This is a genomic window from Iodidimonas sp. MBR-22 (assembly GCF_029946565.1).
Taxonomy (GTDB): domain Bacteria; phylum Pseudomonadota; class Alphaproteobacteria; order Sphingomonadales; family Rhodothalassiaceae; genus Iodidimonas; species Iodidimonas nitroreducens.
The window spans coordinates 87,218-102,991 of sequence record NZ_JARKVQ010000002.1 but is presented as its reverse complement, the minus strand read 5'-3'; the positions used below and the strand labels follow the sequence as shown (position 1 = coordinate 102,991).

Sequence of the window (15,774 nt, the reverse complement as noted above, 5' to 3'; positions counted from 1 at the left end):
GCCCCCCTATAGCCGATGCGCTTCGCTCGATCTTTCAAAAATCAGTGAATAATTATTGGCGGGCATGGCGATCTGATCGATCAGGATGAGATGGTGGGATCGCGCCAGATCGGCTATGGCCTCCAGATCGCGCACGCCCCAGGCCTCATCCTGCGCCTTTAGCCATTGATCGAAATTTTCATTGCTGGGCGCTGTGTGGACACCCTTGATTTTATAGGGGCCATATAAAATCACCCGCCCGCCCGGCGGCAAAAGCTGCGCAGCGCCCCGCATCAGCCCCTCGGCACAGGCCCATGGGCTGATATGCACCAGATTGATGGCAAGGATGGCGCTGATCTGTGGCCGGGCATCCAGAAAAGGCTGCGCCCAATCGGGGGCCGCCACATCAAGCCGCACCGGATCGCGCAGATAAGCTGATGGCTGCTCCATCGCCCAGGCCCTGATGCTGCGCAGATTATCTTCATCAAGATCGCTGGGCTGCCACAGCCTTGGCGCCAGCTTTGGAGCCATATAAACCGCATGTTCGCCGGTTCCCGATGCCACTTCCAAAATCATGCCATCTTGCGGCACAGCTTTATAAAGCACCTGCAAAATGGCCTCGCGATTGCGTTCGGTTGCGGGCGCATGGCGCTTCGCATCAGGCGCAAGATGTTCAGACGGCGGCTGGCTCACGATATTTCCCGGATCAAAACAAAGCGTTTCCCTAGCACGAACCGATCTGGAAATCACCTGACCTAATAGATCACCTGACTATTGGCGTTATCGCCCCGCTGGATCACGATCGCCCCGGCTTCGGCCAGATTTTTTGCCTTTTGCAAAATATTGTTCTTGGCCTGCTCCACATCCCGGGCCAGCACCGGCCCCATGGTTTCGATGGAATCGCGCAAAATAGCCCCGGCGCGTTCCGACATCTGGCCAATGAACATATCGCGGATGGGGGCTTTCGATCCCTTCAGCGCATAAACCAGCATATCCGTATCGCAAGAGCGGATAAGCACCCCCAAAGACATCGGGTCCAATTCCACCAGATCGTCGAAGGTAAACATCAATTGCTTCACAAGGGCGGCGGAATCCGGCATGTCGCGCTCGAAATCCTCGATAAAATCATCAAGGGATTTGGGATCGGTGCGGTTGAAAATCTCGGCCAGTTGTTCATGGCTGTCGGTGGTTGCCGCCAAGGCATAATTGAGCATCAATTCCTTGTGCAGAACTTCTTCCACATCGCCCACCACCTCTTGGGGGATCGATTGCAATTTGACGATCCGGCGCATCGCCGAGCGGGTGATATGGCGTGGCAAAAGGGGTAATATCTTGGCGGAATGATCGGGGTTCAGCTTGGACAGCACCACAGCCACGGTTTGGGGATGCTCGCCTGAGAGATATTTTGCCAATAAATGCTCATTCACGCTCGATAGCTTTTCCCATGTGGTGCGTCCGGCGGGGCCACGAATATAATTCATGATCTCGCCCACCTTGTCATCGGGCAGAAAGGCCTTCAGCATCCGTTCGGTGCTTTCATAAGAGCCGACCACCGAACCCCCCTTGGCGAATTGTTCGGTAAAGCGATTGATCAGATCTTCTAAAACCGATGCCGTGATATTCCCCAAACCCGACATGGCACGGGTGACGATCCTGATTTCATCCTCATCAAGCCGCTCCAGCAATGGGGCGGCGCGTTTCTCGCCCAAGGCCAGAAACATGATCGATGCCTTTTCAGGGCCGGTCAAAGCCACATAATTATCCCGAACGATCGATTGTCCTGCCATGGTCGCGGTTCCTTCCATTCTCAGCCGGCAAAAGACAGCACAAGGCTGCCCGCCAATAATTGCCAGCCATTGATCAAAACGAAAAAGATCACCTTGAAGGGCAAGGCGACGATGGCTGGCGGCAGCATCATCATCCCCATCGACATCAACAAGGCCGCCACCACCAGATCGATGATCAGGAAGGGCATGAAAATCAAAAAGCCGATTTCAAAAGCGCGCCGCAATTCAGAAATCAAAAAAGCCGGGAGCAAAATCCGCAAGGATACCGCATCCGCCCCCCCTTCAGCCGAGCCATCCGCCATTTGGGCCGCCCGGTCGATCATCGCCAGCAGATCTTTGCCGTCCATTGCCGCCGCCCCGCCACCCGGGCCGGATGTTTCTATGGATGGTGATGCGGGCGGGGATGGGGGATCGCCGGATGGATCCTTTACGGCCCCGAAACTGCGTGCGGCCAGTGCATCGAAAAAGGCCAGTTCGCCGCTGCCCACCTGCATCAGCATGAAGCTTTTCACCGGGGCAATAATGTTGCTCACCCCTTGTTCGATGGTCACATCTTCATTGATCATGGGCCGCATGCCTTCATTCCAGGCGCGCTCAAAGGTGGGGGCCATGATGAAAGCTGTGAGAAAAAGGGCAAGGCTGACCAGGACGATATTGGGGGGGGCCTGTTGCAGCCCCAGGGCCGAGCGCAGGATCGACAACACCACCACGATGCGGACAAAACTCGTCACCATGATCAGGATACCCGGCGCAAGGCTAAGCACAGTGATCATCAAGATCACCTGAAACAACCGGGCGGTGAGGGTGGCATCGCTGCCGGTTCCCAGATCAAAGCTCATGGATTGGGCCAGCGCCATGCCCGGCCAGATCATGAAGGCGGCGGCCATCAAAAGAATGCCCAGATGAAAAGCGGTTCTCCGGCTTTGCGGCATATCCCCTCGCCCTTATCTTAATTGTGCGTCATGCGCATATCGACGATATCGGTGAGGGTGACACCCAGCCGATCATCTTCAACGATCACCACTTCGCCCCGGGCCACGAGATGGTTATTGATGTGGATATCCACCGATTCCCCGACCTTGCGATCAATTTCCACCACGGCACCCCGCCCCAGCTTCAAAAGCTGATTAACGGTGAGCGCCGCCGACCCCAAAACCACCTTGATATTGACCGGCACATTATAAAGGGCGGAAAGGCTGTATTTGCCATTTTCATCGGCCATCACCCCACCATCGCCGCCCCCGCTATTGCCGGCAGTGGCCTCACCCGCTTTTTTGCCAACCGGTTTATCTGCCGGTTTGGCCGAGGATTTTCCGGTAGATTTTCCGGCCGATGTCTCTTTTTCCATAACACCCTCGTCGCTGGCTTGTGTCGCGCCTTTTCCGGTTGCTTTTTGATCTGGCTCTTCGCCATCAAAATCTTTTAAATTCATCAGAATGTTCCTTCTTCATGATCTGATTTCAAACGCAGGTCGGATATCGTGCCGATCATTTTGTCGATGCGGTCCAGAGTTTCTTGTGGATCATGGCGCACCGATCCCCGTGCCCATGTGATAGCGATGCCAAAATCGCTCAGATGATCATTTTGCTTCACCACCAGGCCATTCATCTGAGCTTTCATGGTGCCATCGCCCTGCTGCACCAACCGATTGAGGGGATCGGCCAAAAGGCGACCGGCCTCGATCATCAGGCTGGGGGCATCGCCATGCTGATAAAGGGCCTGGCGCACCAGATTTTGCGCAACGATAAGGGCATTATCCTCGGTCAAACGATGCGCCAGCTTTTGCAACAGGGCCAAAAGAGTGCGGGTGGCCTGCTGCTCAATATCAGCCAGAATGTGATCAAGAGCTTCGCGGGCATCGGGCATCTGATCGCTGATATGGTCCAGTGCTTCTAAAATCAGGGCATCGCGTTTGGCCGCAATGGCTTCGCTGGCAGCTTTTTGCCCGGCGGCATAGCCTGCCTGATGGCCGTCTTCGCGGGCCTTTAGCTGCGCGGCCTCAAGATCGGCATCGCTATGGCGCAAGATCAATTCCGGATCGACTGCCGGTTCCTTTGGGGGGGCGGCCTCTTCCTGATCGAAATCACGATGAAAGGCGAAGGGGCGATGCATCAGGCGGCATCCTCATAAATCCAGCTCCGCAAGATCGCCACCACTTCATCGGGATTGTCTTCCACGATATCGCCCAGCTTGCGCAGGGAGCTTGCCCGCACTTTTCCTTCAACCGCGCGCACCTCCAGCATTTGATCAAGACGTTCATCCACACTGGGTTTGGGCAGGGCCCGTGCCCCGCTTGCCGCCGCATCATCGGGGCCATCGAGCCGGGCCTGTTCACCATCCGCGCCCGCCTCCAACGCCAGATCGCCATCCCCGCCCTGCTCTGATGATCGCCCCTGCGCGCCTGCAATGGCCAGCCTGTTTTCGTTTTTGCCATCGCGATTGGCCAAGGATGCGATCAAGGGCCGCAAGCCAAAAATGCTGACCAAAGCAATCGCCACCAATAAAACCAGATAGCGCAGAATGCTCATCAGATTGGATTGAACGAAAGCCATCAAAGCAGACCCCTGCGGCGGGAAGGCCGCGCTGGCAATATCGATGAATTCCAGATTTTCGACCGTCACCTGATCGCCACGGCTGGCATCAAAGCCGATGGCCGATTTCACAAGATTTTCAATGCGTGCCAGTTCCTCAGCCGAGCGCGGCACATAAACCTGATTGCCGGCCTCATCGGTTTGATAGATGCCATTCACCAGCACCCCCACCGATTGCCGGCTGATACCGCCGGGTTCCGTGCTTTGTTCAAACACGCGCGAGGAAATTTCGTAATTCGTGACCTGTTCGCTGCGCTCGCTGTTATTGAGATCGCTGGCGGCATTTTCGCCCCCCACCACCACCTGCGGCAGATTCTGTTCCACGGTCACGGGTTGTTCATTGCTGCCCTCACGATTGGTTTCGGCTTCTTCAACCGATTGCGTGGAACGCACCGCCGTTCCCGAGGGATCAAAAGTTTGTTCACGCAGGCGGCTGCGATTGCGGGCAAATTCAACCGCCGCCTGAACCCGCACATTTTGCGCCCCCAAACGCGGGGTGAGCAAAGATTCAACGGATCGGATCAAAGCCAGTTCGGCCTCGGCTTTCATGCCGGTGGCCGCCCCGGCCATATCCGATCCATCATTGGCAAAAATCTTGTTGCCCCGGCTATCCATCACCGTCACAGCCGATGAATGAAGGCGCGGCACCGAGGCTGATACCAGCGATTGAATGGCACTGGCCTGCGCCTTTTCCAGCGCAAAATTACCCCGCATCCGCACCACCACCGAAGCCGAAGGGGTGATCTGTTCGCGGGTAAAGGCATCGCGATCCGGCAAAACCAGATGCACCCGCGCCGCATCCACATCGCGCAAAGCGGTGATCGTGCGGGCCAATTCCCCCTCCAGCGCGCGCAAGCGGTTGATCTGCTGCATGAAGCTCGTCAGCCCTAAAGAGCCCTGCTGATCAAACAGCTCATAGCCCATTGCCCCATTGCTGGGCAGGCCTTCTTCAGCCAGAGCCATGCGCGCCCGGGCCACGCTGGGCTGCGGCACGAAAAGGGTTGTGCCGCCATCCCGCACATCGACGGATATGCCCATCTGCTCAAGGGAACGGCTGACCTTGCCCGCCTCGGCCAGATCAAGCCCCGAATAGAGAAGCGCCATCGGCGGCTTGGCCAATTGCGCGATCATAACAATCAAAACCACAAGGAGCGTTGCACCCGCAAGGCCCATAACGATCAGGCGATTGCGATCCATTGCCCGAAGAGAGGCAAGCAGCTTGGTCACAAGATTTCTACCTTTGTTGTCTGTCCGAATGCCCCGAAGCTACGACAGCCTGTTTAAACTCAGTTCAAAGATGTGATGCTAATAATCACTCACGAACACTTGGTAGAAATGCATAAAAGAGCTTTTTTAATTAAAATGCCAAACAAAATTGAAGAAGACGATGAAATTGATGAGCCAAAGAAAAGATGGCGTCCGCATCTTCGCTCATCAGCCCGCAGGCATCTTGGTCTGGCTTTGGCTGGCCTTTTGGGGCTGCCCTTGGCGGGCCTGATCGGCCTGATGGCAGCCGTGGGGCCGGATCGGGCCATGAGCCTTGCGGGCGAGACGATGATCGCGATCCGTGCATCCTTTGGCCCGGAAATCAGGGAGCGGCCCCCCGCTTATGTGCATCTGCCCGATCTTCTGGTCAATGGCAGCGGGCCATCCGGGCCGGTGGTGATCAAAGCCCGGATCGTTTTGAAAACACCGGCGCTGATGGTGGGCCGGGTCGAGGCCGCCGAACCCCTGATCATGGATATGATGCTGGAATTTTTCCGCGAACTGGGGGCCCGCGATACCTATGGCAGCGCCGGGCTTTACCGGATGCGCTCTGAATCCTTGCGCCGGATCAATCTGTTATTGGGTGATGAGATCATCGAGCAGGTGCTGATTACAGATCTTTTGGTGCAGTAAACCATCATGAAGGGGTGGATGAATGGCAAATGAGCCGCAAACCGACGATCAGCAAGGCACTTTGGGTCAGGCTTTTGCCGCTGCCGTTGATGTTGATCTTTCCAAAAACGAACTGGATCAAAGCGATATCGACCGCCTGATGAGCGATCACGCCACGAGCTTTGATACCCCTGAAACAGTGATGCAGAAAATCGCCAATTCCACCATCGTCAATTATGAACGCCTGCCCATGCTCGATGTGGTGTTTGATCGATTTGTGCGTCTGTTCGGCGAAAAGCTGCGGCAATTGATGTCAGCCAATCTGGAAGTCAGCATCGATCAGGTCTCGGCCATCCGCTTTGGCGATTTTATCGAACAGGTGCCTTTGCCCTGCCTTGTTTCCATCCTGAATGCCGTGGAATGGGAAGATAAATGCGTGGCCGTGATGGATCACAGGCTGGTTTATACGGCGGTTGAAATCCTGCTGGGCGGGCGCGAGATGCTCGATAGCGATACTTTGGAGGTGCGCACGCTGACATCAGTTGAACGCAGGCTGGTCACCCGGCTGATGACGGTGTTCAGCGGGGCTTTGAGCGAGGCCTTCACCCCGGTTTCAGATATCGCCTTCAATGTGGATCGGCTGGAAACCAACCCGCAATTGGCGATGATCGCGCGCTCCACAAGCGCTTCGATCCATGCCCGTTTTGCCATCGAGATTGAAAATCGCCATGGTTTCGTGGATCTGGTGATGCCCTATTCCATGCTGGAACCGGTGCGCACCTTATTGTTGCAGATGTTCATGGGGGAAAGCTTTGGCCGCGACAATGGCTGGAAAAAGCATTTCCGCGATCAATTGCAGCGCACGGAAATCCGTTTGGATGGTGTTTTGGCCGAAATGGAAATCCCGCTGGCCACCGCCTTGGGCTGGAAAGCCGGAACCTTCATCGAATTGAACAAAAGCGCGGATGGCAGTGCCGATCTTTTATCCGGGGATATGCGCCTTTTATCGGGGCATATCGGCCAAAGCAAAGGCCAGATCGCCATCAAGATCGAAAAGAATATCTTTGATGCTTCTGAGGAGCAAAATGCATGAATGGGATGCTCATCAATATCCTTGTGATTGTCGCCTTGCTGGCGTCGGCCCTTTATTCCATCCGGCTGAATAAAAAAATCAGCGAGATGCGCACAGCGCTGCGCGATATGGAAAGCCTGTTCAAGGATTTTGGGGCGCAGGTGGATCGCTCGCAATCGCTGCTGGCAGATATGAAAGCCGCTGGCGAGCATATCGCCACAGTGCTGGATGAAGGCGTGTTTGAAGCCGAAAAAATCAATAGCCGTCTTTCGCTCACCCTTGATCGGGCGCATCAGCACCGGGCCCCTGCCCCCGCTTTTTCCACCCCGGCCAAAGCGCCGGATGCCCCCCCGCCTTCGTCGCAAGCTTCACCCCCTTCTCCAACGCAATCTTGCGGTCATCAACCGGGTTTCAAAAAGGTTTTATGGCCATTGGCCCAAGCCAGAATCGAACCCATAAAAGGGGCAAATCCTTTTGATCCTGCAAGCGGGGAGCGCTGATATGGCGGTTTTTTCATTTCGGATCATGCCCATCAGCATCGCCGTTTTATCGATGGCCGCGATGGCCCAAGCCTATCAACTGGCCCCGGACAATGACGAAGCGGCGAAAACAACGGCCGCCGCCCAGCCACAGACGGATGATGAGACGACCAAGCCCTATAATGCCTTTGGTCAGCATGATCGCCCCTGGGCGCGTAATTTATTGCCGAAAAATGCACAATCGCCCTTATCGTCGCCTGAGCCATTGGCCAAAAGCGTTCGCGATAATCGCGCTCCCACACCCCAGAACGACGACAATATCTCTGAACTGACCGAACTCTTTTACATGACCGATGCTTTCACCTCGGCCCGAGCCGAGCGCGTGCCAAGCCGGGCTTTGGCCCTGATCCGCGAGCGCGAAGCCGATCTGGCCCGCCAGGAAGCCGATCTGGCCGATGCCCGGGCCCTTGTGGAAGCCAGCCGCAGGGCTGTGGCCGCTGATTTTCAAAAGCTGCAGGATCTGCACCAGAAAACAAGCCAATTGCTTGATCGCCTACAGCAAACCGAAGAAGCCGATCTCACCCGCATGACCAATCTTTATCAGAATATGAAACCCAAAGAAGCGGCGGAAATCCTGAACGAGATGGATGAACGGGTGGTGGCAGCGGTGATCGAGCGCATGCCCGAACGCATCGGCGCCCCCATTCTGGCGCGCATGGATGTGCAAAAAGCCCGCCTTGTCATGCGTCTGTTTGCTGATCGCAAAGCGGCCTTTGCATCAAATAACGGCTGAAGCGGGTGATCAGCCCTTCTTTTTCTTATTATAGGCGCGGCGATCTTCTTTCATCACCACGGTCAAAATCTGGGCAATCATCTTATAAAATTCGGTGGGGATATAATGATCGATCTCCACCAGGGGATATAAAGCCCGGGCAAGGGTAGGATTATCCACCACAGGCACCCCTGCCTCTTTGGCAACACTGCGGATTTTCAGGGCCAGTTCATCCACCCCCTTTGCCAGGCACAGGGGTGCGGGCGTCTGCCCCCGTTCATAGCGCAGGGCAATGGCATAATGGGTTGGGTTCATGATCACCACGGATGCTTTGGGCACCTCGGCCATCATCCGCCGTTTCACCCTTGATCGGCGAATTTCCCGAAGCTTCGCCTTGATCTGGGGATCGCCTTCCATCTGCTTGTGCTCGTCCTTGATTTCCTGTCGCGACATGCGCAATTGTCGCCGCCAATCAAAGCGCCGCCACAAAACATCAAGAATGGCGATCACCACATAAACCAGCATCACAAAAAACAGCAATTGCACCGATAAAGCGCTCAAAAGTCGCGATAATTCATCAATGCCATAGCCGGTGGCCTGCTCGATGCCACCCAATTGCTGGTAGATCAAAATCCCCACCACCAAACCCACCGCCAGCACCTTCACCAGGCTTTTGATGAATTCCACCACAGATGAAAGCGAAAATAGCCGCTTGAACCCGGCAATGGGCGAGACCCGCTCGGTTTTTGGGGTGATCCGATCCACCGCCAGCATGATCGAATTCTGCATCCAGCCCGATAAAAAGGCCGCCGCCACGAAAAAAGCGGCAATCACCGCCAAGGGTGCAAACAGGCCATAAAGGATCTGCAAAGCCAAAGCCCGCAAATCCCCTTGGGCGGATTGCACATCAATCGCATGGGATTGCATGATCAGGGGCGAAATGCTGTTGGAAATCCCCGATGTGAACTCAGCCCCATAAAAAGCCAGCATGATGAGCGCCGCCAGTATCGACATGGCATTCGCCACTTCCCGCGAGACCGGCAAATTGCCTTTCTTGCGGGCCTCATCCAGCTTTTTCTCTGTTGGCTCTTCGGTTTTTTGCGATTTATCCTGATCATCGGCTGCCATCATCGCCCCTCTACAAAACCGTCAGGCGCATCAGCCAATCGGCATAGCTGTCGCGAAACAGGGTCAACATCGCCGAAACAGATAGAATGAGGATGAAAAGCCCCCCGGCAATCGCCGCCGGGATCGAAACGAAAAACACCGGAAGCTGCTGCATCGCCTTGTTCACAAGGCCAAGGCCCAGATAATAAATGAACCCCAAAACCAGAAAGGGCGAAGCCAGTTCAACTGCCAATCGAAAGCTGTGGGCCACAACGGCTACAAAATTTTGCGAAATCCAATCCATATCGGGAATACGCCCCATCGGCAGACCGATATAGCTGCGCGCCAAAGCATCGATGCTCAAAAGATGAAGGCCCGATGCAAAAATGAAAACCAGCCCCGAAAGCATCAGAAAGGCCCCCACAACCGAACCAAGCTGCATCGAAACATTGGGCATCACAAAAATATTCGACAAACCAATCATCTGGGAAATCATCTGCCCCGCCGTGACCAGTGCGGTGATGAACATCCGCCCCGCCAATCCCAGAAAGGCCCCGATGGAAATTTCAAAAAACAGAGCCTGAAACAATATAAAAGGCGCATCGGGAAGATCAGGCTCCCCATGGCTGAGCAGGGGCATCAAAGCCCAACTGAAAACCAGCGCCAATAAAAGCCGTATCCGGGCGGCAACAAAAGATTCCCCATAGCCGGGGATGAACATGAAGGCCGTTCCGGTTCGCGCGAAAATCAAAAGCAGGATATAAATCTCACGGCTGAGAAGGGCTTCCAATGTCATTTTTTGCCCCTCGTAAAACTATATCTGATCCAGAGTTTTAACCGGCGTTTTCGGATCAAGCTCGGCATGCGACAAAATCGGCGTGGTGGGGCTGACCCGTTCCAGAAGCGAGCGCACAAAGGGCCGGGCTTCGGCCCCCACCAAAAGAGCGGGCCAGCAATGGGCGCTGGCATGGGTTTGAATTTTCGAGCGCGCCTGCGTCACGAATTCGGTGACCAAAGAAGGCGGCATGGCAAAAGAGCGATCTTCGCCTTCGCGGCGGATATGCTCCAAAAAGGCCTGTTCCCATTTCGATGACAAGGAAATCACCGCAATGAACCCATCGGCCCCCTTCAAAGTGGCGGAAATCTGCGCCGAAAGCCGCGCGCGCACATGCTCGGTGATCAGGGTGACATTGCGGGTCCAGCCGATGGCTTCGGATATGCCTTCCAAAATCAGCGGCAGATTGCGCACCGATAAACGCTCGGACAGAAGCGCTTGCAGCACCCGCTGGATGGCCGTGGATGAAAGCTGCGATGGCACGATATCGCCCAGCAGCTTTTCATAATCGGGATCAAGATTATCCAGCAAGCGCTGATAGGCGGCAAACGTCAGCAGATGATGCAACTGCCCTTTCAAAACTTCTGCCAGATGGGTGATGATCACGCTTTCCGTATCCACCACCGTATAGGCGCGGGCTTCCGCCAGTTCGGCTGTTGCATCATCCACCCATTTCGCAGGTAGGCCGAATGTGGGCTCTTTCGTCGCTTCGCCCGGCACATCCACATCGCCGCCGCTGGGATTGATCACCAGCTTGCGGCCCATCATCACATGGCCGCGCGCCACTTCGATATCCTGCACCAAAATGACATAGGCATTGGCATCGACATAGGCATCATCACGGATTCTGACCGGGGGCAGCAAAAAACCGAATTCCCGGGCAAAGCGCATCCGCAAGGATTTCACCTTGGGGGGAAGCCCTTTATCGGGGGCCGCGATCAGGGGCACCAATTGCCCGCCCACCTGTACCTCTATATCCTCGATCTTCAAGGATTGTTCGGCGCTCTGCTCTTTATCCGGCAGAGCCGCACTGGCGGTTTTTTCATCTTCTTCGGCGCGGGTTTTCAAAACCCCTTTATGCACCAGCCAGCCCGCTGTACCTGATAAGCTGCCCAAAATCAGAAAAGGCAGCGCGGGCAGGCCCGGCATCAAACCAAAAACCACCATCAAACCCGCCAACAGCATCAAAGCCTTGGGATAGCCGCCCAATTGCGCCACCACGCTCACATGGGCGCTGCCGGTATTGGACCCTTTGGCCACCAAAAGCCCCGCCGCCAATGAGACCACCAAAGCCGGCACCTGGCTTGCCAACCCATCGCCCACAGTGAGGATGGTATAAGACGCCGCCGCCTCACCGGCAGCCAAATCCATCTGCACCACCCCGATGATCATACCCCCGATGATATTGATCGCGGTGATGATCAAACCGGCAATGGCATCGCCCCGCACGAATTTCGATGCGCCATCCATCGATCCGAAAAACGAGCTTTCATCTTCAAGCTGCTTGCGCCGGGTTCTGGCTGTTTTATCATCGATCAGCCCCGCCGAAAGATCGGCATCAATGGCCATCTGCTTGCCCGGAATGGCATCAAGGGTAAAGCGCGCCCCCACCTCGGCAATGCGGGTCGCCCCTTTGGTGATGACCACGAAATTGACCACCACCAAAATCGCAAACACAATGAGGCCAATCACAAAATTGCCCGATATGATGAAATGCGATAGCCCCTGGATCACCCCGCCCGCCGCATCGGGGCCGGTATGACCTTCGGCCAGAATGAGCCGGGTGGACGCAATATTAAGGGCCAGACGAAACATCGTGGCGACCAGCAAAATCACCGGAAAACTTGAAAAATCAAGGGGCTTTTCGATCCACAAAGCCACCAAAAGGATCAGAAATGCCAAAGCCATAGAGGCCGATAATCCGGCATCCAGCGCCCAGGCGGGCATCGGCAGAAACAAAACCGCCAGAATGCCCAGCACACCAATGGCAAAAATCAGATCCTGATGGCGTTTGGCGCCATGGGGCAGAGCAAGGCTTGCCATGCGATTTATCCTGTTATCAATAGCCCCGGATCATCATATCCACCAGAAGTTCGGCATAGCGGGCCATGGCCTGATACATAAACGGCAGGCTGATCAGCACCGCAAAGAAGATGGCGAAAATCTTGGGAACGAAGGTGAGGGTGATTTCCTGAATTTGGGTCAGCGCCTGGAAAAATGCGATCAAAAGGCCCGAAAGCAAAGCCGCTGCCAAAGAAGGGCCACCCACCACAAGCCCGGTCCATAAACCTTCACGGATCACCGTGATCACATCGGCTTCATTCATGGCACGCCACCATCCGACCCGGCATTGCCCAGCATTGCCTAGATCGGCATTCTGAGGATTTCCTGATAGGCGCTGACCAGCCGATCACGCACCGCGATCACCGATTGCACGGTCATATCGGCGGCCATCACCGATTGCACCACCTCCTGCACGCTGGCTTTACCGCGCAGGGCCGCTTCGGTGACCGCTTCCGAGCCGCGCACGCGATTGATCGCGGTCTCGACCCCGGCTTTCATGAAATCTTCAAAGCTGACACCGTTCTGATCGGTGAAGAATGCCGCACCGGGGCCATCAAGGCCCATGGATTGGGCGGTGTTATAGGCCTGAGCTACATGTTCGACGGGGAGAAAAGTGATCGCCATGGCTGAAATTCTTCCAAGCTTGTGGGGGATATGAAAAAATGAGGATCAGGCGCGGCGCAAAAGGTCCACCGTGCTCATCACCATTGAACGCGCCTGTTCGATGACATTGAGATTGGCCTGATAGCTGCGGGAGGCTTCACGCATATCGGTCATTTCGATCAAAGGCTTTACATTCGGCATCAAAACCATGCCATCGGCCCCGGCTGAAGGATGGCCGGGATCATGGACTTCCAGAAAATCGGAGCGATCCACACCAATATTTTTGATGGTCACCAGCTCTGCGCCGGTGGCGCGATCCATGATCTGATCAAATACCACGGTTTTCCGCCGAAAGGGATCACCCCCCGGAACGCTGGCCGTGGAATTGGCATTGGCGATATTTTCTGCCACCACCCGCAGGCGCAGGCTTTGGGCCTGCAGCCCGTGGGATGCAATTTTCATCACAGCTTCAAGGGCATCCATAGCGCGGCTCCTGACTATTCATCTGCGGGGGGTTTGCGATTGTGCGATCAGGGATCATCGCCATCAGGCCCTGAAGCTCAGGGCGGTGCGCATCATATCGCCGGTTTTGCCCATAATCAGGCTGGTCAGGTCATAGGCCCCGGAAATCTGCGAGGCTTTCATCATTTCCTGTTCCAAAACAACACTATTGCCCGCCGGGGCCCGTTCCCAGCCATCGGCCTTGCGATCAAGGGCAAAGCGCTGTTCACCGGCCAATGGCCCCAGATGATCGGCATGGGTGCGGGCCGTGGTCATGGCCATCCCGAACGCCTTATCGATCACCTGATCGAAGGGTTTTAAATCCTTGGTCTGGAAATTGGGCGTATCGGCATTGGCCACATTGCTGGCCACCAGCTTGTGGCGTTCGCTTAAATATGAAAGCCGCATCTGCGCCATGCGGACGACTTCTATTCCATCAAGCAGCATCTGAAAGGCTCCGGTAACAGAATCAATTCCTGATTTGGCTCACAAAACCATGCACGCGCTGACTTAAACACGATTTAAAGGGAACAATTTTATCTTTTACGTCTCTTTGACGGGGCGAACCTATGCTGAGGCAAAGGCATCCATAAGCGGATATTTTGATGAAAATATTTGATGAATTAACACTGGAATTGCGCGCCATGCCCGGCCCGCGCTGGCAGGGCTCGGTCACCGCAACGGCGGGGCGCACCCTTTTGGTGGAAGGGCTGGAAACCCGCCTGGCGGTGGGTGATATCTGCCAGATCATGCGTCGCGATGGCACCCAACTTCAGGCCGAGGTCATCGGTTTTCGCGATGGCCAATCAATTGTCATGCCGCTTCAGGATATGGATGGCATCAGCCATGGCTGCAAGGTGATGTTTGATGGGGCCTATTTCAGCGTCAGGCCCCATGATGGCTGGCTGGGGCGGGTAGTGAATGCTTTGGGGCAGCCCATCGATGGCCTTGGCCCCCTGCCGCAGGGCGAATTTGTTCTGCCTTTGCGCAACACCCCCCCCAATGCCATGAGCCGGCGCCCGGTGGGGGGCAAAATCCAGACCGGGATCAAGGTCATCGATCTGTTCACCCCCCTTTGCCGGGGCCAGAGAATGGGAATTTTCGCAGGCTCGGGGGTCGGCAAATCCACCCTTTTATCGATGCTTTTGCGCCATTCCGAAAGCACGGTGAATGTGATCGGGCTGATCGGCGAACGGGGCCGCGAGGTGCGTGAATTCATCAATGGCTTGGGCCGGGCCGGCCTTGAAAAATCGATCATCGTGGCGGCCACATCCGATGAAAGCCCCTTGATGCGCAAGCAGGCCAGCTATCTCACTTTGGCTTTGGCCGAAGATCAGCGCAAGCGCGGCCGACAGGTTTTATGTGTGATGGATAGCGTCACCCGCTTTGCCATGGCCCAGCGTGAAATCGGCCTGGCCGCAGGGGAACCACCCACCGCTAAGGGCTATCCCCCTTCGGTCTTTTCAGAATTACCCAGGCTTTTGGAGCGCGCCGGACCGGGCATCAACCGCCAAGGCGATGTGACCGGAATTTTCACCGTGCTGGTGGATGGGGATGATCATAATGAGCCGATATCCGATGCCGTGCGCGGCATTCTGGATGGCCATATGGTGCTATCGCGAAAGCTCGCGGAAAAAGGCCGTTTTCCGGCCATTGATCTATTGCGCAGCCTGTCGAGAATGCTGCCCGATTGCCATAATGATTGGGAAAACGCAGTCTATCGGGCGGCGCGCAAATGGATGGCCATCTATGAAGAACGCGAAGACCTGATCCGTTTGGGCGCCTATAAGCAGGGCTCTGATCCCGATGTGGATCAGGCCATCGCCTATTATCCCAGGCTTGAAGATTTCTGCCGCCAATCCACCCATGACCATGTCAATCAGATGGAAGCCTTTGAAACACTGGCCGCGATCATCGAATTTAGCGATCCCCCACCCCATCATCATGATGGGGGGCAGGATCAATCCAAATGGCGCAAAGACGATCAAAAAAGCGAGGTGCGAACGGGCACTGTTTTAGGCCCTGATGAAAGCGGCCCTCTTGCCATGGCCGCTGATCATCGGCCTAAGGTGATGGACTCCTGAAACCTTTGATCATCGGGCTGAA

At 55.7% G+C, this 15,774-nt stretch carries 18 protein-coding genes; 5 read left to right on the top strand and 13 right to left on the bottom strand.

The genetic code is table 11. The annotated features are described in order from the left end of the window. Positions 1 to 6: 6 nt before the first annotated feature. The 6 genes from QK300_RS02320 to fliF form a co-directional block, all read right to left on the bottom strand. Positions 7 to 672 (bottom strand): DUF938 domain-containing protein, encoded by a 666-nt coding sequence (locus QK300_RS02320; RefSeq protein WP_281300166.1) that lies wholly within the window; start codon positions 670 to 672, stop codon positions 7 to 9. Between the two features lie 62 nt (positions 673 to 734). After that, the gene (locus QK300_RS02315) at positions 735 to 1,766 is read right to left on the bottom strand and encodes a flagellar motor switch protein FliG (RefSeq protein WP_042083122.1); all 1,032 of its coding nucleotides are present in this window, start codon (positions 1,764 to 1,766) and stop codon (positions 735 to 737) included. A 20-nt stretch (positions 1,767 to 1,786) separates the two neighbouring features. Beyond that, the gene (locus QK300_RS02310) at positions 1,787 to 2,698 is read right to left on the bottom strand and encodes a flagellar type III secretion system pore protein FliP (protein ID WP_281300167.1); all 912 of its coding nucleotides are present in this window, start codon (positions 2,696 to 2,698) and stop codon (positions 1,787 to 1,789) included. Positions 2,699 to 2,715: 17 nt separating this feature from the next. Further along, positions 2,716 to 2,988 carry a flagellar motor switch protein FliN gene (gene fliN, locus QK300_RS13590; RefSeq protein WP_042083124.1) on the bottom strand — a complete coding sequence of 91 codons (273 nt, stop codon included), beginning with the start codon at positions 2,986 to 2,988 and terminating at the stop codon, positions 2,716 to 2,718. 209 nt (positions 2,989 to 3,197) lie between these two features. Beyond that, the gene (locus tag QK300_RS02300; RefSeq protein WP_281300169.1) at positions 3,198 to 3,878 is read right to left on the bottom strand and encodes a hypothetical protein; all 681 of its coding nucleotides are present in this window, start codon (positions 3,876 to 3,878) and stop codon (positions 3,198 to 3,200) included. Beyond that, positions 3,878 to 5,584 carry a flagellar basal-body MS-ring/collar protein FliF gene (fliF, locus tag QK300_RS02295; RefSeq protein WP_281300170.1) on the bottom strand — a complete coding sequence of 569 codons (1,707 nt, stop codon included), beginning with the start codon at positions 5,582 to 5,584 and terminating at the stop codon, positions 3,878 to 3,880. Before fliF ends, QK300_RS02300 begins: the two co-directional genes overlap by 1 nt. Positions 5,585 to 5,719: 135 nt before the next feature. Between fliF and QK300_RS02290 the strand changes: the two genes are divergently transcribed. Genes QK300_RS02290 through QK300_RS02275 form a run of 4 tightly spaced genes read left to right on the top strand, consistent with a single transcriptional unit; the run spans position 5,720 to position 8,579 of the window. Continuing rightward, complete coding sequence (locus QK300_RS02290) at positions 5,720 to 6,256, top strand: flagellar basal body-associated FliL family protein (RefSeq protein ID WP_281300171.1); 537 nt, start codon at positions 5,720 to 5,722, stop codon at positions 6,254 to 6,256. A 22-nt stretch (positions 6,257 to 6,278) separates the two neighbouring features. Then, the gene (locus QK300_RS02285; RefSeq protein WP_281300172.1) at positions 6,279 to 7,328 is read left to right on the top strand and encodes a FliM/FliN family flagellar motor switch protein; all 1,050 of its coding nucleotides are present in this window, start codon (positions 6,279 to 6,281) and stop codon (positions 7,326 to 7,328) included. After that, complete coding sequence (locus tag QK300_RS02280; protein WP_281300173.1) at positions 7,325 to 7,807, top strand: hypothetical protein; 483 nt, start codon at positions 7,325 to 7,327, stop codon at positions 7,805 to 7,807. The genes QK300_RS02285 and QK300_RS02280 overlap by 4 nt, the downstream gene beginning before the upstream one ends. 1 nt (position 7,808) lies before the next feature. Then, a complete protein-coding gene (locus QK300_RS02275; protein WP_281300174.1) occupies positions 7,809 to 8,579 on the top strand; it encodes a hypothetical protein in 771 nt (256 codons plus the stop codon). Between the two features lie 9 nt (positions 8,580 to 8,588). Here QK300_RS02275 and flhB read toward each other — a convergent pair whose 3' ends face one another. The 7 genes from flhB to QK300_RS02240 form a co-directional block, all read right to left on the bottom strand. Next, a complete protein-coding gene (flhB, locus tag QK300_RS02270; RefSeq protein ID WP_281320806.1) occupies positions 8,589 to 9,686 on the bottom strand; it encodes a flagellar biosynthesis protein FlhB in 1,098 nt (365 codons plus the stop codon). Between the two features lie 10 nt (positions 9,687 to 9,696). Further along, a complete protein-coding gene (locus QK300_RS02265) occupies positions 9,697 to 10,461 on the bottom strand; it encodes a flagellar biosynthetic protein FliR (RefSeq protein ID WP_281300176.1) in 765 nt (254 codons plus the stop codon). Between the two features lie 18 nt (positions 10,462 to 10,479). Continuing rightward, a complete protein-coding gene (gene flhA / locus QK300_RS02260) occupies positions 10,480 to 12,543 on the bottom strand; it encodes a flagellar biosynthesis protein FlhA (protein WP_281300177.1) in 2,064 nt (687 codons plus the stop codon). A 16-nt stretch (positions 12,544 to 12,559) separates the two neighbouring features. After that, positions 12,560 to 12,826 (bottom strand): flagellar biosynthetic protein FliQ, encoded by a 267-nt coding sequence (locus QK300_RS02255; protein ID WP_042083020.1) that lies wholly within the window; start codon positions 12,824 to 12,826, stop codon positions 12,560 to 12,562. A 38-nt stretch (positions 12,827 to 12,864) separates the two neighbouring features. Then, complete coding sequence (locus QK300_RS02250; RefSeq protein WP_281300178.1) at positions 12,865 to 13,188, bottom strand: flagellar hook-basal body complex protein FliE; 324 nt, start codon at positions 13,186 to 13,188, stop codon at positions 12,865 to 12,867. A 45-nt stretch (positions 13,189 to 13,233) separates the two neighbouring features. Further along, positions 13,234 to 13,650 carry a flagellar basal body rod protein FlgC gene (flgC, locus tag QK300_RS02245; protein WP_042083024.1) on the bottom strand — a complete coding sequence of 139 codons (417 nt, stop codon included), beginning with the start codon at positions 13,648 to 13,650 and terminating at the stop codon, positions 13,234 to 13,236. 63 nt (positions 13,651 to 13,713) lie between these two features. Further along, the gene (locus QK300_RS02240; RefSeq protein WP_042083027.1) at positions 13,714 to 14,115 is read right to left on the bottom strand and encodes a flagellar basal body protein; all 402 of its coding nucleotides are present in this window, start codon (positions 14,113 to 14,115) and stop codon (positions 13,714 to 13,716) included. A gap of 158 nt (positions 14,116 to 14,273) precedes the next feature. On the opposite strand from QK300_RS02240, the gene fliI reads away from it, so the two are divergent. After that, positions 14,274 to 15,752, top strand: a complete 1,479-nt coding sequence (fliI, locus tag QK300_RS02235; protein ID WP_281300179.1) for a flagellar protein export ATPase FliI — start codon at positions 14,274 to 14,276, stop codon at positions 15,750 to 15,752. Positions 15,753 to 15,774 lie beyond the last annotated feature (22 nt).

Excerpts from the sequence above, each read along its gene's own strand:
- QK300_RS02275 (WP_281300174.1), top strand. The coding sequence starts at position 7,809 with ATGGCGGTTTTTTCATTTCGGATCATGCCCATCAGCATCGCCGTTTTA.
- flhA (WP_281300177.1), bottom strand. The coding sequence starts at position 12,543 with ATGGCAAGCCTTGCTCTGCCCCATGGCGCCAAACGCCATCAGGATCTG.
- QK300_RS02300 (WP_281300169.1), bottom strand. The coding sequence starts at position 3,878 with ATGCATCGCCCCTTCGCCTTTCATCGTGATTTCGATCAGGAAGAGGCC.
- QK300_RS02250 (WP_281300178.1), bottom strand. The coding sequence starts at position 13,188 with ATGGCGATCACTTTTCTCCCCGTCGAACATGTAGCTCAGGCCTATAAC.
- QK300_RS02255 (WP_042083020.1), bottom strand. The coding sequence starts at position 12,826 with ATGAATGAAGCCGATGTGATCACGGTGATCCGTGAAGGTTTATGGACC.
- QK300_RS02285 (WP_281300172.1), top strand. The coding sequence starts at position 6,279 with ATGGCAAATGAGCCGCAAACCGACGATCAGCAAGGCACTTTGGGTCAG.
- QK300_RS02280 (WP_281300173.1), top strand. The coding sequence starts at position 7,325 with ATGAATGGGATGCTCATCAATATCCTTGTGATTGTCGCCTTGCTGGCG.
- QK300_RS02290 (WP_281300171.1), top strand. The coding sequence starts at position 5,720 with ATGCCAAACAAAATTGAAGAAGACGATGAAATTGATGAGCCAAAGAAA.
- flgC (WP_042083024.1), bottom strand. The coding sequence starts at position 13,650 with ATGGATGCCCTTGAAGCTGTGATGAAAATTGCATCCCACGGGCTGCAG.
- QK300_RS02265 (WP_281300176.1), bottom strand. The coding sequence starts at position 10,461 with ATGACATTGGAAGCCCTTCTCAGCCGTGAGATTTATATCCTGCTTTTG.
- fliN (WP_042083124.1), bottom strand. The coding sequence starts at position 2,988 with ATGGCCGATGAAAATGGCAAATACAGCCTTTCCGCCCTTTATAATGTG.
- QK300_RS02315 (WP_042083122.1), bottom strand. The coding sequence starts at position 1,766 with ATGGCAGGACAATCGATCGTTCGGGATAATTATGTGGCTTTGACCGGC.
- QK300_RS02240 (WP_042083027.1), bottom strand. The coding sequence starts at position 14,115 with ATGCTGCTTGATGGAATAGAAGTCGTCCGCATGGCGCAGATGCGGCTT.
- fliI (WP_281300179.1), top strand. The coding sequence starts at position 14,274 with ATGAAAATATTTGATGAATTAACACTGGAATTGCGCGCCATGCCCGGC.
- flhB (WP_281320806.1), bottom strand. The coding sequence starts at position 9,686 with ATGGCAGCCGATGATCAGGATAAATCGCAAAAAACCGAAGAGCCAACA.
- QK300_RS02310 (WP_281300167.1), bottom strand. The coding sequence starts at position 2,698 with ATGCCGCAAAGCCGGAGAACCGCTTTTCATCTGGGCATTCTTTTGATG.